Source organism: Pseudotamlana agarivorans (assembly GCF_018860245.1).
GTDB classification, from domain to species: Bacteria; Bacteroidota; Bacteroidia; order Flavobacteriales; family Flavobacteriaceae; genus Pseudotamlana; species Pseudotamlana agarivorans_A.
Genome location: NZ_JAHKPD010000012.1, coordinates 149050 through 165374, shown reverse-complemented (window position 1 = coordinate 165374; position 16325 = coordinate 149050). Strand labels below are relative to the sequence as shown.

16 protein-coding genes are annotated in these 16325 nt (G+C 37.0%); 3 read left to right on the top strand and 13 right to left on the bottom strand.

All coding sequences use genetic code 11. The features are described from left to right. The first annotated feature begins 22 nt into the window (after positions 1-22). Complete coding sequence (locus KO493_RS07175) at positions 23-256, top strand: hypothetical protein (RefSeq protein WP_216067263.1); 234 nt, start codon at positions 23-25, stop codon at positions 254-256. Between the two features lie 229 nt (positions 257-485). Here KO493_RS07175 and KO493_RS07170 read toward each other — a convergent pair whose 3' ends face one another. Beyond that, positions 486-935, bottom strand: coding sequence for a nucleoside deaminase (locus KO493_RS07170; RefSeq protein WP_216067262.1), 450 nt, complete (start codon positions 933-935; stop codon positions 486-488). 39 nt (positions 936-974) lie between these two features. Here KO493_RS07170 and dxs point away from each other — a divergent pair, with 39 nt between their 5' ends. Continuing rightward, positions 975-2738 carry a 1-deoxy-D-xylulose-5-phosphate synthase gene (dxs, locus tag KO493_RS07165; protein WP_216067261.1) on the top strand — a complete coding sequence of 588 codons (1764 nt, stop codon included), beginning with the start codon at positions 975-977 and terminating at the stop codon, positions 2736-2738. 166 nt (positions 2739-2904) lie between these two features. On the opposite strand, the gene bioB is transcribed toward dxs, so the two are convergent. The 7 genes from bioB to KO493_RS07130 form a co-directional block, all read right to left on the bottom strand. Beyond that, positions 2905-4005: a biotin synthase BioB gene (gene bioB / locus KO493_RS07160; protein WP_216067260.1), complete on the bottom strand. Its 1101-nt coding sequence runs from the start codon at positions 4003-4005 to the stop codon at positions 2905-2907. 52 nt (positions 4006-4057) lie between these two features. After that, positions 4058-5224, bottom strand: coding sequence for a beta-ketoacyl synthase N-terminal-like domain-containing protein (locus tag KO493_RS07155; protein ID WP_216067259.1), 1167 nt, complete (start codon positions 5222-5224; stop codon positions 4058-4060). 414 nt (positions 5225-5638) lie between these two features. Next, a complete protein-coding gene (gene bioA / locus KO493_RS07150; RefSeq protein WP_216067258.1) occupies positions 5639-6904 on the bottom strand; it encodes an adenosylmethionine--8-amino-7-oxononanoate transaminase in 1266 nt (421 codons plus the stop codon). 56 nt (positions 6905-6960) lie between these two features. Continuing rightward, complete coding sequence (gene bioD, locus KO493_RS07145; protein WP_216067257.1) at positions 6961-7581, bottom strand: dethiobiotin synthase; 621 nt, start codon at positions 7579-7581, stop codon at positions 6961-6963. Positions 7582-7625: 44 nt separating this feature from the next. Further along, positions 7626-7904, bottom strand: coding sequence for a GIY-YIG nuclease family protein (locus KO493_RS07140; protein WP_216067256.1), 279 nt, complete (start codon positions 7902-7904; stop codon positions 7626-7628). Positions 7905-7961: 57 nt separating this feature from the next. Continuing rightward, positions 7962-8375: a DUF2007 domain-containing protein gene (locus KO493_RS07135; RefSeq protein ID WP_216067255.1), complete on the bottom strand. Its 414-nt coding sequence runs from the start codon at positions 8373-8375 to the stop codon at positions 7962-7964. Further along, the gene (locus tag KO493_RS07130) at positions 8368-9531 is read right to left on the bottom strand and encodes an aminotransferase class I/II-fold pyridoxal phosphate-dependent enzyme (protein ID WP_216067254.1); all 1164 of its coding nucleotides are present in this window, start codon (positions 9529-9531) and stop codon (positions 8368-8370) included. The genes KO493_RS07135 and KO493_RS07130 overlap by 8 nt, the downstream gene beginning before the upstream one ends. Positions 9532-9630: 99 nt before the next feature. On the opposite strand from KO493_RS07130, the gene KO493_RS07125 reads away from it, so the two are divergent. After that, on the top strand, positions 9631-10080 hold the full coding sequence (locus tag KO493_RS07125) for a DUF3157 family protein (protein WP_216067253.1): 450 nt from the start codon (positions 9631-9633) through the stop codon (positions 10078-10080). Between the two features lie 40 nt (positions 10081-10120). On the opposite strand, the gene KO493_RS07120 is transcribed toward KO493_RS07125, so the two are convergent. From KO493_RS07120 to KO493_RS07100, 5 genes are all read right to left on the bottom strand, one after another. Next, positions 10121-10357, bottom strand: coding sequence for an addiction module protein (locus tag KO493_RS07120; protein ID WP_216067252.1), 237 nt, complete (start codon positions 10355-10357; stop codon positions 10121-10123). A gap of 188 nt (positions 10358-10545) precedes the next feature. After that, the gene (locus KO493_RS07115) at positions 10546-11184 is read right to left on the bottom strand and encodes a nucleotidyl transferase AbiEii/AbiGii toxin family protein (RefSeq protein ID WP_216067251.1); all 639 of its coding nucleotides are present in this window, start codon (positions 11182-11184) and stop codon (positions 10546-10548) included. After that, entirely contained in the window at positions 11184-11693 is a 510-nt protein-coding gene (locus tag KO493_RS07110; RefSeq protein ID WP_216067250.1) for a HigA family addiction module antitoxin, read from the bottom strand. Before KO493_RS07110 ends, KO493_RS07115 begins: the two co-directional genes overlap by 1 nt. A gap of 82 nt (positions 11694-11775) precedes the next feature. After that, positions 11776-12993: a DNA polymerase IV gene (dinB, locus tag KO493_RS07105; protein WP_216067249.1), complete on the bottom strand. Its 1218-nt coding sequence runs from the start codon at positions 12991-12993 to the stop codon at positions 11776-11778. Next, positions 12987-15965: a DNA polymerase III subunit alpha gene (locus KO493_RS07100; protein WP_216067248.1), complete on the bottom strand. Its 2979-nt coding sequence runs from the start codon at positions 15963-15965 to the stop codon at positions 12987-12989. Before KO493_RS07100 ends, dinB begins: the two co-directional genes overlap by 7 nt. Between the last annotated feature and the right edge of the window lie 360 nt (positions 15966-16325).

Sequence of the window (16325 nt, the reverse complement as noted above, 5' to 3'; positions counted from 1 at the left end):
AAAACAGCATTCAAAACACTTCATGAAATATCTCATAAATATACTCGCTCTTGCTGCATTAACTAGCATTATTTTAGGTTTCGTACTCGATGTTGAGTACACCGAAAAACTGATAGGTTTTGGTGTTGCAGGTTTATTTTTTATTGTCTTTCCGCTATTTTCATACCTCCATTGGAAAGATAAAAAAGTTGAAGACTACATGCTCACCAAAGAGAACTTGGATAAAATGCGTGAAAATCAAAAACGCGAGAAATAGGTTTTCTGGCTATGACGCAGTGAATTCCTAAGAGTATTCGCTATTACGCAGAGCGACACTGAGGGTTTCACAGAGATTCACAGAGTAACAAAAAGTTTCTCGCAAAGGCGCGAAGTCGCAAAGATGTATTCGGTAAATAATCTGTGAAAATCAGTGCAATCTGTGTCTAAAAAATATAGCGCAAGAGTAAGTCCTCAAAAACCAACAACAAACAACCATTAACCAATATCTAATTCAAGCCGCGTCGTTCAATAAAAAAACGTCTCATCAAATTTCCTGCTTCTTCAGCCAATACACCACCTTCAATAACCGTTTTAGGATGCAATTTGGTATTTAAATGAATACAACCACGCTGTAAATCACGCGCCCCATAAACAATCTTAGAAATCTGACTCCAATACAAAGCCCCGGCGCACATTTGGCAAGGCTCTAAAGTCACATAAAGCGTGCATTTTTGAAGATATTTACCGCCCAAAAAGTTTGCTGCTGCGGTAATGGCTTGCATTTCGGCATGGGCAGTGACATCGTTAAGCATTTCGGTTAAATTATGTCCGCGAGCAATCACTTTATTATCAATAACAATAACAGCACCAACTGGAATCTCACCCTTTTCAAAAGCAGTTTCGGCTTCTTGAAGGGCTTTTTTCATAAAATAAGTATCATCAAAAGGTTCTAACATATTAGCAAAAATACAATTTCATTCTTGTACTTTTGCTTCGTGCAAAAAAGTCTGTTAGAAAATATTAATTCCCCAGAAGCGCTTCGTCTTTTATCCCAAAAAGACTTGCCGAAACTCGCTCAAGAATTACGTAAATTCATCATCAATATTGTAGCCACAAAGGAAGGCCATTTGGGGGCCAGTTTAGGCGTAGTAGAGCTCACTATCGCCTTACATTATGTATTTAACACCCCAGAAGACCAATTAATTTGGGATGTTGGTCATCAAGCATACGGACATAAAATACTCACGGGACGCAAAGACATTTTTCATACCAATCGCCAATTAGGCGGTATTAGCGGATTTCCAAATAGAGCTGAAAGCACTTACGACACCTTTGGCGTAGGACATGCTTCTACATCGATTTCGGCAGCTTTGGGTATGGCCATCGCCTCACGACTTAAAGGTGATTTAGAAAAACAACACATAGCCGTAATTGGAGATGCTAGTATTGCTGGAGGTATGGCCTTTGAAGGTCTAAACCATGCTGGCGTGTCTAAAGCCAATTTGTTGGTTATTCTAAACGATAATGCCATCGGCATCGACCCCAGCGTTGGTGCTTTAAAAATGTATTTAACCAACGTTAAAAAGGGCACACAAAAGCAAGATAATATCTTTGAAGCTCTAAATTTTGACTATTCAGGACCTATTAACGGCCATGATATGGATGCTGTGATTTCAGAATTAGAACGCCTAAAAACCGTTCAAGGTCCGAAATTTTTACACATCATTACCACCAAGGGTAAAGGCTTAAAGCAAGCTGAAAAAGATCAAGTAAAATACCATGCACCAGGAAAATTTGATGCCAAAACCGGTGATTTAGCGGCAAAATCAACCGAAATACAAGCTCCGAAATACCAAGATGTATTCGGACATACCATTGTTGAATTAGCAAAAAACAATAAGAAGATTGTAGGCATCACCCCTGCGATGCCAACTGGAAGTTCATTAAAATACATGATGGAAAGCATGCCCGATCGTGCTTTTGATGTTGGTATTGCCGAACAACACGCCGTAACCTTAGCTGCCGGTATGGCTACACAGGGCATAATCCCATTTTGTAATATCTATTCCACCTTTTTACAACGGGCTTACGACCAGATTATTCACGATGTGGCGTTGCAAAACTTACCAGTCATTTTCTGTTTAGACCGTGCTGGTTTGGTTGGTGAAGATGGCGCTACGCATCACGGTGTTTATGACTTAAGCTATTTACGCTGTATTCCAAACCTCATCATATTTGCACCGAGAAACGAAATAGAATTGCGAAACATCATGTACACCGCACAGTTAGGATTAGACCACCCGATTGCGATTCGTTATCCTCGCGGTCGCGGAAAAACCATAGATTGGAAACAGCCTCTTTCAAAAATTAATATCGGGGAAGGTGTGCAACTCAAACAGGGCGAAAATTGCGCTATTTTAAGCATTGGAAACATGGCTTATAATGTATCTGAAGCCATTGAAAACTTAAACATTTCGCATTACGACATGCGTTTTGTGAAACCTTTAGATGAAACATTACTGCATCACATCTGTAAAAACTACAGTACCATCGTCACCGTAGAAGACAACAGCATAAACGGTGGTTTCGGTTCTGCTGTTTTAGAATTTATGGCGCTTCACAATTATAAAAACAACATGAAGATTTTAGGTATTCCAGATGCTTTTATTGAACATGGTAAAGTTACTGAACTGCAAGAATCTATTGGGTTGGATTTTGGGAGTTTGAAGCGGTTTATTGAATCTTTAATTGTATTTTGATTGTATAGTGCTTGCGGACACCCCTGTAATCCCCTCAAGGGGATAATGGTTTGCGTTTTTATTGGAAGATAACTTAGAGTGGGTTCTAAAACCCAAAAAACCCAAATTTGAACAGCGTCAAATCTGGGTTTTATAATTTTTTATGAATGTGTATTATAAAATTCTGCTAGTCTTGAGAAGCTTCTTTTCTAACTGTTCTTGCTGCTTCGTTACGTTCAATTTTATGCTCTGGGCGTGTCCATCTTGGTTTTTCACCTAAAGCTTCAATTTGTGAATCTTGCGCTTCAACCGTTGCTGGTTGCACTTTTTTAGTGAATGGTTTTTGAGGTTTCAACCCTAAAAGCTCAAACATTTTCATGTCTTCATCTACGTCAGGGTTTGGTGTGGTTAATAATTTATCACCTGCAAAAATAGAATTCGCACCCGCAAAGAAACACATCGCCTGACCTTCTCTAGTCATTTGTGTACGACCAGCACTTAAACGTACTTGGGTTTCTGGCATCACAATTCTAGTGGTTGCTACCATACGAACCATATCCCAGATAGAAACTGGTTTTTGGTCTTCAAGTGGTGTTCCTTCAACAGCCACTAAGGCGTTAATTGGCGTAGATTCTGGTTGCGGATTTAATGTTGAAAGCGCCACAAGCATGCCTGCACGGTCTTCTATATTTTCTCCCATACCAATAATACCACCACTACAAACGGTAACATTGGTTTTACGCACATTATCAATCGTATCTAAACGGTCTTGATAACCACGTGTTGAAATCACTTCTTTATAATATTCTTCTGAAGAATCTAAGTTATGGTTGTAAGCATATAAACCAGCTTCAGCCAAACGTTTCGCTTGGTTTTCGGTAACCATACCAAGGGTACAACACACTTCCATTTCCAGTTTATTAATGGTTCTTACCATTTCTAAAACCTGATCAAATTCTTCGCCATCTTTAACATTTCGCCAAGCCGCTCCCATACAAACACGAGAACTTCCGCCAGATTTTGCACGTAAGGCTTGCGCTTTTACTTGCTGCACGGACATTAAATCGTTGCCTTCAATATCGGTGTGGTATCTTGCTGCTTGCGGACAATAGCCACAATCTTCTGAACATCCGCCAGTTTTTATAGACAATAACGTAGAAACCTGTACCGTATTTGGGTCATGATGCAGGCGGTGAACCGTTGCTGCTTCATAAAGCAATTCCATAAAAGGTTTGTTGTATATCTCTAAAATTTCTTCTTTGGTCCAATTGTGTCTCATCTCACTCATAATAGCCAACGCTTAATTTTGGGTCAAAAATACTAATAATATGGGAATGGTTTTACGTTTTGCTTATTAAAATGGAAACCGCGTTACCACCAAAGCCTACAGCATTTACAAGAATATGCTGTATTTTTTCTGGCGGATTTTGTGTTTTCGCAAATGGAACCCCTATAAACTCCTGTTTTTGAAGCATCAAAACGGCCAATTCTATACTTAAGGCTCCGGAAGCCCCAAAGGTATGTCCGATTTTCCATTTGTTGGTCGTTAGTGCAGGTTGCTTATTAAGGAACACTTTTTCAATAGCTTTTACTTCTGAAAGATCACCTTTTATCGTTCCAGGGGCGTGCATCACAATCACATCAACGGCATCGGGGTTTAAATCACCCAAAGCCATTTTCATCGATTTCTGAAAACATTTAGCATCGCTTGATATGGAAATATTGTGTTTTAAGATTTCGGTGGCATAGCCATAACCACTAATAACAGCTAAAGCATTATCTTGAATACCAGATTCTAAACAGGCTACTGAAGCCCCTTCACCCAACACCATGGTATTTTTAGTTTTATCTAAATCGAAAGCACGACAAGGAAAATCTGCATGATCAGGTTCTTGTTGCGCATAAATTTTTAAAGCTTGCATTTGCGCAATCGTAAAAGGCGTTAGCGGTGCTTCACTACCTCCCACTAAAAATTTATTACACATGCCTGAATTTATCCAAGCTATACCATTTAACATGGCGTGTAAGGCTGTAGAACAGGTTATGGAATGGCTTATTTCTGGTCCTTCGGTTTGTAAATCGTGAGCCACCCAAGAAGCAATATTTCCTAAAGTCGTTGTTGGCGAACTTAAGGTTTCTGCTTTATTGGTTTTTAAAAAGGAATCGTAATAGGTTTCAAAAAGTTCGGTAGCACCACGAGAAGAACCCAGGTTGATTCCGAAATTATCTGAAGCCTTCCAATTAGCTTGATTTACCGCTAACCGGGAAGCGTAAATAGCATATAAAACGGAATAATCTAAGGATTTATATTTTTGATCGGATGCTTTTAAAGCTTCAATATCCTGTTTAGCCTGTTCAGGGATTTCGGCCACCGCAATGACTTTATCTAAAACGGATTTTGCTGTAAAACAATGCATGTTGTTCAAGTAACTTTGCCAAATTTCATCGGCTGTTTTTCCTAAGGAAGAAATAGATGAAATGGCTGTAATTGAAATAGGTTGTTGCATACTTTATGTTTATGCTGAATGATGTTCAGCAGCACTTTTTGTTTTTATAAATTCTGAATGGTCTTCTGAAATACTAACACCAATGTAATGGTATAAGGCCACAAAAGTACTATTTATGCTTTAGGGATAGAAGCTGCATCCTTTTTAATTTTCTGAAACTTCAAAAAACTTCTCGCTATTGGGCTAGTTCGAGTTTGTAACTCGGACTCACATAATATCATCCAAATCTATGTTTTCTATATTGCTTTATATAATGGATTGAGGCGCCTCTTACTTATTCATACTCTTGACGGCACTCGTTAAAAACGAGCACTAGCGTCGGGGTGTATTCCGTAAATAATCTGTGGAAATCCGTGGAATCTGTGTCTAAAACCTAGCGCAAGAGTAAGCGACCAAAATCCATCAACCAATATACTAAACCGTTTCTAAAGCCATCTCAATCACGGTATAAACTTTAGCTAATTCGGCATCGGTAATCACGTATGGCGCCTGAATGTAAATGGTACTGCCAAGCGGACGTAAAAATACGCCATGATCCATGAAAAACTTGAAAAGCGTATCTCGTAGATTGCCGTAACGCGCCATTTCAATATTTAAATCTAAGGCGAAAATAATTCCCGATTGCCTAGTCGCTTTAACTTTAGGATGGTTTTTAACACGGTTTCCAAAAGCTTCATGAGACACCATAATACGTTTTATATTATTTTGAATGGCTTCCGATTGCAGTAATTCTACACTCGCCAAAGCCGCTGTACAAGCTAGGGGGTTCGCCGAATAGGTGTGCCCATGAAACAGACCTTTACCAATGTCATCGCTATAAAACGCATCATAAATATCTTGAGTACAAGTCGTCAAAGCCATAGGAAGCAAGCCTCCTGTAAGTGCCTTACTCAAACACATCACATCTGGTTTGGTTTCCATATGCAGGGAAGCGAAGTGCTTTCCGGTTTTTCCAAAACCCGTCATCACCTCATCGGCTACGGTAATAATGTTATTGTTTTTGCAGAATTTTAAAATCGCATCTAAACCCTTCGGATCATGCATTTTCATAGCTGCTGCGCCTTGCACCAATGGTTCGTAAACAAAACCTGCGACTTTATTTTCTTTAATTATGGTTTCTAACTGCTGTAAAACGGCGTCTAAATTATCTCCATTAGGAACGGGAATACGCTTAACGTCTAGAAAAAACTCTTCAAACGGACCATTATAAACCGATAAACCCGAGACACTCATTGCACCAAAAGTATCGCCGTGAAAACCGTCTTCAAAAGCGATTAAGGTGTTGCGTTTTTCGCCACGATTGAAATGGTATTGCAGCGCCATTTTAATCCCGATTTCAACACTAGTAGAACCGTTATCACTAAAAAATATCTTCTGTTGATTTTGCGGAAGAATGTCCATTAAAGCTTCCGATAATTTTATGGCAGGCTCATGTGTGAAACCACTAAAAACAACCTGGTCTAACCGTTTCATTTGTTCGGAAACGCGACTGGTTATAAAATCGTTACAATGCCCGTACATACAGGTGTACCAAGAAGCTATAGCATCTATATATTCGTTACCATTTTCATCGGTAAGCACACATTTTTTTGCTTTTGAAATTGCTAAAGATTCCGGATGAATTTTATGCTGTGTTAAAGGATGCCAAAGGTGTTTTTTATCGCGTTCTTGTAAACTCATATTTTTCTATTTCCGCGAAAGCGAAAGTCTTTTTTTTATTAAAATTTGATAACCAATTACAAATTTGGTTTAAACGTATCAGCATATTCTTTTATGACATTCTTATCGAAATACGGCTCTTCATCGATGCGTCCAATAATTGGCACGTTTGTCATTTTTTTAATGATAGTCTCGGTAGTTTTATGTTCGTTTCCGCTAAAAATGATGGAAATATCAAAACCTTTTTCTTTAAGTAAATTCACAGTTAAAAGCGTATGATTGATGCTTCCTAAATAATGTCTAGAAACCACAATAACTTTATAGTTTGGTTTAATAAGGTCTAAAATAGTTTCCGAATCGTTTAACGGTACCAATAAACCTCCAGCCCCTTCAATCACCAAATGATTCTTGGTTTTTGGCGGATTCATTTGGTTTACATCAATTTGAACACCATCAATTTCGGCAGCAGCATGCGGACTCATAGGCGTGTTTAACGCATAAGCATTGGGATGAAATTTAGAGTGACTGTTTGAAATGAGTTTTTCAACCTTTTGGGTGTCGCCATAATCTAATTCACCTGCCTGGATGGGCTTCCAATAATCGGCTTCCAAGGCTTCAGTAACTATGGCGGATGCTACGGTTTTACCAACCTCAGTGGATATACCTGTTATAAAGTATGTGCTGCTATTTTTCGTCATTTCGTTATTTCGTCATACTGAACTTGTTTCAGTATCACATTAAATTAATACTCTAAAGTTTGCAACGTTGGGTTTATGGTTTTAATTAAATTAAGCTTCCACGATTTACGCCAATTTTTTAGTTGTTTCTCTCTAGCAATTGCTTGTTTTATATCTGAAAAAGTTTCAAAATAAACTAAATCCTTCAAATTGTATTTTTTAGTAAATATTAAACCCGTTTCATTATAATGTTCTTGTAACCGTTTTGATAAATCAGCGGTCACTCCAATGTAAAATGTAGTTCTATATTTATTTGTTAATATGTAAATATAACTTGATTTCATATGTATGATGTGACCCTGAAACGAGTTCAGGGTGACGTACTACTTGATGATAAATTTCTACTTCAAATTAAATTCGGTAGCACAGCTGTCACACCTATATTTGTGTTTCATATAGAACGGCAGTGCGCTAAATAAAACGCCAAAAATAAACCAGAATAATGATTTAGCATCCTTAATTGTAGAAAAGAGTTCGACTTTCTTGCTCTTACAATTTGGGCAAACCATGGTTTTACCTTCGTCGTCAATCGCATATTTGCTAATGGTTTCTAAAATATGCTGAGCCTTTAAGGCTTGAACCGACAAGACTTTTAATTTGACACCTCCAATGGCGTTGCTTACCAAGGGATCGGTATCGATAGTTAAAGCATCTGATAAAAACACTTGAATACCTTCGGCCTCCAAGCGTCCTTTTATAATTTGAGCTTCGGTAGAATACTGAAAACGCGCTATGGTTTTAAACTTATCACTCATCTTTTAAGGCTTTGGTTAACAAGTTTAAAACTTCGGAAATTTCGGCTTCGGAATTATACGCGTGTAAACAAAATCTCAGTCGCTCCTGCCCTTTAGAAACCGTTGGTGACAAAATAGGTTTCACATCAAAACCTTTATCCCGAATGTGATTTGCGATACGCTTAACCTTATCGTTTCCTGAAATAATACAACATTGAATGGCCGATGTACTTTCTATAAATAGGTGCTGAAGTTTATTTTTATTTAGCTCGGCCTTAAAAAACTGAATATTTTGTCGCAATACTTGGCTACTTTTAGTTTCGGCTAATGCTTTATAAACGGAATGAATAGTTGCCAAACTGTGTGGCGATAAAGCAGTGGTGTAAATTAAACTTCTTGAAAAATTTACCAAATACTGCTTCAGATTGTCACTACCTAAAATGGCTGCTCCATGACAACCCAAAGCTTTTCCGAAGGTAACAATACGCGCAAAAACATTACTTTCCAGGTCTAATTCTTGTATTAACCCTTCATATTGATTTCCAAAAACACCAACAGCATGCGCTTCATCTACAATTAAAAAAGCTTGATGCTTTTTACAAATTGCTGCTACTATTTTTACATCTGGAGAGTCGCCATCCATTGAAAAAACAGATTCAGTAACCACGTAAATATTTTGTTTCTCCTTTTGTGATTCTGAAACCGCATCTGAATGGCGGGCGATTTGCTTTTCTAAATCGGCTAAATCATTATGTTTAAACTTATACGATTTCGCATGACTCATAGTTATACCGTCTCGAATGGAAGCGTGAATGTATTCATCAAAAAGAATAACATCACCACGTTGCGGCACGCTTGAAAAAAAACCAATGTTGGCATCGTAACCCGAATTAAAGATTAAGGCCGATTCACTTTTATGAAATGCTGCTAATTCTTTTTCAATAATTGGGTATAATTTATGATTTCCGGATAACAATCGTGAGCCTGTTGCTCCATTATGGAGCATATCATGCGTTTTTAAAAAATCATGACTGGCCTTAAAAATGTGTTCGTTTTTTGAAAAGCCCAAATAATCATTTGATGAAAAATCTATGAGTTGATTTTCCGCACCCAACTGCCTTAAAGCATTTTCAGCTTTGCGATTTTCTAATTTTCGATGTAGTTTATCGGGAAACATGCCGTAAATATACTCCGAAATTTAAGCATTCTCATAAATTAGACCTTATGATTTCCTTTGGCATAATTTCTGTATTTTTGAAGTCATTTACAACAGCTTATGAAACCTTATCTCCTTATTTTTTTATTCTCTATTTCATTTATCAGTTTTGCACAAGACAACCACATTGTAAAAACCGATGACGGCCGACGCGTTTTACTGAAAGCCGATTTCACCTGGGAATATATTGATGCTAAAGCCCCTGAAGAAAATGCTATTGAAGCCGCTGTTGCTGCAAACAAAAATGAAGAAGGCTGCCAAATAGCTGCGGACTATGAAGAGCCTAAACTTAATAGCAAGATTCAGGCACAACTTAAAAAAGGGCGTGCCACGATAGATCATGTTAAGGAAAAAGTGGCTAGTGATTATGAATGCCAAGCTAGTGATGTGATCCTTTTATGGGTAAAAGAGCAAAAATCTAAAGCCGTTTATATGTTTTGCGCCAATGGAACAAAAGTGAAATACAAACGTATGGGAAATTCGATTATTGAGGCTGGGAAGTTTTTTTGACGTAACCTCATCATTACAATCAAGTATAAATCATATTTCATTAACCGGCAGCGTTTCTTGCGTTTTCTTTAACTTGTTCCCAAGTAAACGATTTGCTCTCCCCTTTTAAATGTGCTGCTCTTCGCTTATCGATAATTTGGTACTGCTCTTCGCTTAATGACAATTCTTGTTCATCTTCCTGATAGCTTTCCGCTAATGCTTTTATCATTTTTAACAATCTAACATCAGCATTATTTACGTACTCTTTAACAGCTTCTCTTAATGCTAATGTTACCATAGTATTCTCTGTTTCTTATTGTAAAGATACAATTTCTGTTTCATCTTTTATTTTATCCTATTGAATCCTATTTATCAACAGCTTCTTGAAAATTGCTTAAGTCGCTGACTAAGCATATTATGCAAGTGGCAAGCTAAAAAATTCTATCACCTCGTACTAACTCTACGTCTTAGGCAATAACGGCTTTATTATTTTAGTAATTTTTCAAAATCGAACTTAATTAATTCCCAAACTTTTCCGCGATAACAGTTTGGAGTAAAATCATCTTCTGCTATTGAAAAATCGAGTATTTTAATTAACAACTCCTCTTTTGAATAGCCATAGGGATTTCTTTTAAGATAAAAGGCAATCATTTCATCCAATGTATACACCTCTAGCAATTCATGGATATCCCAAAAATCTTTTTTCCGACCACCATGAGCTATGACTTCAAATTTCATAGCCACAATGTCTTCCAAACTTGAAAACCTAACTCCCTGCTCAAGAATAACAGGGAAAACGAATGGGTCGGTATAAAATAAATCCAATTTGATTAATTCATTTTCATTATTTCCGACAAAATAGGACTTACCCATTCCAACTAAATCAGTAGATGACCTATCTACATAAGGAAACGTTTCAAGTAACTTACTTTCAAGAATATCAAAATCTATACTGCCGTATTCAGCATCTGTAAACAAATCGATATCAATAGATTCTCTATGTCCCAATTGAAGACTTAATGCAGTTCCTCCAACAATTCTAAAACTACTAAATTCCTCAATCAACATCAATTGATTTAGGGAATCCCATAGTAAATCGGTAACAGTATTTAAATATAAATCCATTAGACTAAATTATATGCTCTAATATTCTTTTCAAATGACGGCAAATAGCTTTCTTTTATAGATTTAACCACCTTAGAGATTGTTTTTTTTCCGTAGAATGAAATAATTTCATGAATCTCTGTATTATTCCCTCGTTCTAAAATTCTTTTTATAACCGCTTTTTTATTTTTGTCCCAGTCTATTGTATTGATATCCGTATCCCAAAAAACTACCTTCCTTATGTTATTCAGGTTAGGTGTTTCTTTTAATTCAGATTCTGCTATAATTTTTACATCATAACTTGCCTGAAGGCACATAAAGTAATCTTTTTCAGTTTTAAATATTTGAGATAATTTAATGGAGAGACTTGGGTTAACACTTCTTCGCTTGTTAAGAATCGCGCTAATGGTTTGTTTATGCTCACCAATAGCATCAGCCAGCTCAGACCCTTTTAGGTTTTGATTATCTAACGCCCATTTTAATAAAGTTCCGGGGTGTATGCCTTTAATTTTATTGAATCTTGGTAACATGGTTTAGCCATTTTATGTAAAATTAAGAAATAGCTAGATGGTAAACAAAAATGTTTACTAAAAATAAACAATATTGTTTACTTCACTGCCTTCTATTTGGCAATAACGGCGGTGGTTCTCCTGAAAAAGGATTCCACCTACTAATACTTTTAGCTTCCATGCCCGCCGCATTAATAACAGACCGATCGCCATAGCGTTCGCGCATTTTATCAATAGCTTGTGATAAGTGCAATTGTTTTTCATTGTCTTCAAACAAATTAATTTGATGACCACCAGATACTAGGTGACTAAATTTCACACCAATAAGCCGTACTAATAATCGACGGTTATACAGCTTCCTAAACAATTCTAAGGCTACAGGAATAACGGTATGATCCATGGCACTATACGGAATACGCTGCTGTTGGGTATAGGTTTGGAAATCGGAATACCTAATTTTAAAAGTAATGCAAGCCGTTAATTTATTACCACGACGTAATTGATAGGCTAAATTTTCGGTCATTGCTACAATAATACCCCTAAGTTTTGCTACATCGATGGTGTCTTTATTAAAAGTACGTTCGGTGGAAATAGACTTACGCTCATGGTACTGAACCACAGGGTTATTATCTATACCATTAGCCTTTCTCCAGATACTCAATCCGTTTTTACCCAACACCCGATGCATCATATCCATAGGCATATCCTGTACGGTTTTAATCTGTTTCACGCCCAAATCGCACAAGGTTTTATAAGTCACTTCGCCAACCATAGGAATTTTTCTAACCGAGAGCGGTGCTAAAAAAGGCTTTTCATTCCCTGTTAAAATTCGAATTTCATTATTAGGTTTAGCTTCACCCGTAGCAATTTTAGAAACCGTTTTATTGGCAGACATACCAAAAGAAATAGGCAGTCCCGTTTCTTTTATAATCCGTTGCCGTAACTCGGAAGCCAGTTTATGGCAGCCAAAAAACTTATCCATTCCTGTAAGATCGATGTAAAATTCATCTATAGAGGCCTTTTCGTAAAGCGGAACACTTTCGTTAATCACATCGGTAACATCTTTAGAGAAGTTACTATAAATTCCAGCATTTCCACGAAGTACCACAGCCTCTGGGCATAGCATTTTTGCCATACGCATAGGCATCGCAGAATGCACACCAAATTTCCTAGCCTCATAACTGCAGGAGGCCACCACCCCACGATCGGAAGTGCCACCAATAAGTACAGGCCGCCCAATTAAACGACTGTCTAACAAACGCTCGCAAGACACAAAAAAGGTGTCTAAATCCATATGAACAATAGCGCGATTTTTTAACATGATGCGGGTATTACATTTTGATGTTCTACATATCTAGGATCTTGAACTATCGCGCTTTTAAACATAGAAGTCACTTCGATATGAATACACCCAAATTCTTCTAAAACCTTCCCAGTAAGGGTATAAACCCCTTTTCCTCTAAAAGGAAACTGACGCGCTACAGGCGGAAAATGAACCGTATCTATAAAATGACCTTTCCCATCTAAAAAGGTTCCGAAATACATGACTTTCTGATTTTTGGTCACCGTATATTTTGTGGTCACCAAATAGCCATCTATAGTGATTCGTTTTCCTATGAAATTTGATAAATCTGAAGCTAGAAACACCATACTAGCTGGTTTTTCTAACAATTTAAACGGGTTGCAAAGCGGAAAACCTAAAAGCTCTAATTCTTCAAAAGCATTTTCCAATAGGGTACTTGGCAGTTTTGGCATTTTATAATGAACTTTTTCAGATTGAAATAAGGTCGCACGCGGACTTTCAACCTTTATTTTTCGAATTTTTAAATGCGCTTCCCAAAGCAATTCCCGCTTGTTAACGCCTGTAAAACGAAACCCATTAATTTTTATAAGAATAGAAATTTGTTCTATAGAAATAGGCACCCGATCTATAAAATGGTCTAAACTCTTAAAAACACCATGCGCTGTACGTTCTCGCAGTAACATTTTAATCGTTTTATCTTCTAAGGCATGCAAAAACATAAAGCCTAAAAAAATGGTTTTATCCTGAATAATGGCTTCAGTAAAACTTCTATTAACACAAGGCGCTTCAATAAGGCCGCCATGCATTTTAGCTTCATGTGCATAAAACTCGGTTCGGTAAAATCCGCCAAAATTATTAAGTGTGGCCACCATATATTCCAACGGGTAGTAAGCCTTTAAAAACAAACTCTGATAACTCTCAACGGCATAAGACGCAGAATGCCCTTTAGCAAAAGCATACCCCGCAAAACTTTCTATTTGATTCCAAATTTGATGAATAACAACCTCTGGCTCGCCCTTTTGCTTGCAATTATCAAAAAACAGCTGTTTAACGCTTAAAAATTCTTCCCTAGAACGAAATTTACCAGACATGCCGCGGCGCAATTTATCAGCTTCAGCTAAAGAAAGTCCGCCAAAATAATGCGCCACTTTTATAACGTCTTCTTGATACACCATAACCCCATAAGTTTCGGGCATGATATTAAGCAGTACGGGATGCGCTCTTTTTCGGTATTCGGGGTAACGGTGTCGTAAAATATACTCATGCATCATCCCCGATTTTGCCACCCCAGGACGAATAATAGAACTCGCGGCCACCAAACCTAAATACGTATCTACCTGTAATTTTTTAAGCAGCATACGCATGGCAGGCGATTCTACATAAAAACAACCAATCGCTTTAGCATTTCTAAGCAAGTCTTTTATTTTTTCATCTTGCTTAAACCGTTTAATATCATGTATATCTACAGGTGGTTTTTCTGAATGGTTGTATTTTATAATGTTTACGGCGTCTTTTATTTTTCCTAATCCGCGCTGACTCAAAATATCAAATTTGTACAGGCCAATATCTTCGGCCGTAATCATATCAAACTGTGTCGTCGCATAACCTTTGGGTGGTAAAAAGGTGGCAGTATAATAATGAATGGGTTTTTCTGAAATAATAATACCACTGGCATGAATGCCCAAATAGTTTGGAAACCCCTGAATGTATTCGCTATAAATAAGCACCAGCTTGGATAGTTTATCCAAAGTATTCGCAGGGTAACGTCGTTTTGTAAGTTTGTCTATTTCTTCTTTTGGCAAACCAAACACTTTCCCCAATTCGCGTACCGAGGCTTTAAATTTAAAAGTATTATAAACCGCTAACAGCGCGGTATTTTTAAAATTTTTAAAAATAAACTGGGTGATATCGTCACGATCTTTCCATGAAAAATCGATATCAAAATCTGGCGGATTTTTACGGTATAAATTAATAAACCGCTCAAAATACAAGTCTAATTCTATGGGGTCTACATCTGTAATACGCAGCAAATAGGCTACAATACTATTAGCACCACTACCACGACCTACATAAAAATAATCTTGAGATCGCGCATATTCTAAAATTTTCCAATTGATTAAAAAGTACGATACAAAGCCTTTTTCTTTAATAATTCCCAACTCTTTTTTTATGCGGCTATGAATGGCTTCATTAGGATTTTCGTAACGGTAACTTATCCCTGCGTAAGTTAATTTTTTTAGCAACTCGTAATCTGAATCTTCACTTTCGGTATACGATTTTTGATTATTGGGTACTTCGTTTGAAAAGTCGAAATCTACATGACAATCCTTTAAAATGGCTGCTGTATTATTTAAAAGCTCTGGAAATTCTTGATAGGTGTCACACAAATCTTTATACGACAACATACAGTCTGTTTCCACGCCTTCTTCACTTTTAGGCAACTTACTCAATAAAGTATTATTATCTATAGCCCGTAATAAGCGGTGGGTATTAAAGCCTTTTTTATTTTCGAAAGACACGGTTTGCAAAACCACGAGTTTATCTCTTAAATTTTTCCATTTAGAAAACTTAAGCGCGTTAAGATCTTGCGGTTTGATGCCTAAAAATTCATTCTGTTTTAGATGAAGTTTCTTTTGAGATTTATAAGGATAAATAACAAAAACATGGTCTAATTGAGGAGCTACCTCTGGAACCTCTAAACGGTTGTCATGTAAAAACTGCGACAAGTAAGCGTTTATATTTTGAAACCCTTTATTATTCTTGGCCAGTAATATAAACTGCTGATATGCTCCATTTCTAAAATCGACACCCAACACCGGCTTGATTTCATATTTTTCAGATAATCTTGCAAAATCTAAGCAAGCCGAAGTATTATTAATATCGGTTAAGGCTAGTGTTTTAAAGCCGTTTTTAGACGCTATAGCGAGCAACCTTTCTGGTTTTATGGTGCCATAACGCAAGCTGTAGTATGAGTGACAATTGAGATACATAGTTTAGCAAAATTAACTACATTTAATAGTAATTGTTGCTTAAATTTGTAGTAAATAATAAAAATGAAAAATGAAAATAAAATATTTGCAGTACCCTTAAGAGCCAAGAATCAAGAGCCTCAGTTTTCAGTAGTGCAGTACTCGATTAAACAGTTGCACGATTAAACAAATAAACAAGACATCAATTAACAATAAAAAGTTCCATCCACACGTAAACCCAATAGTCAATAGTCAATAGTCAATAAAAAATAACCAATCCTAAGTACAGTCCACAATTAAACGCATAAACAAATAAGCCAAGAGTTTCAATGTCATGTTTAGACTTCCGTCTTCGGTCTTCCGTCAATATTTTCAACTAAA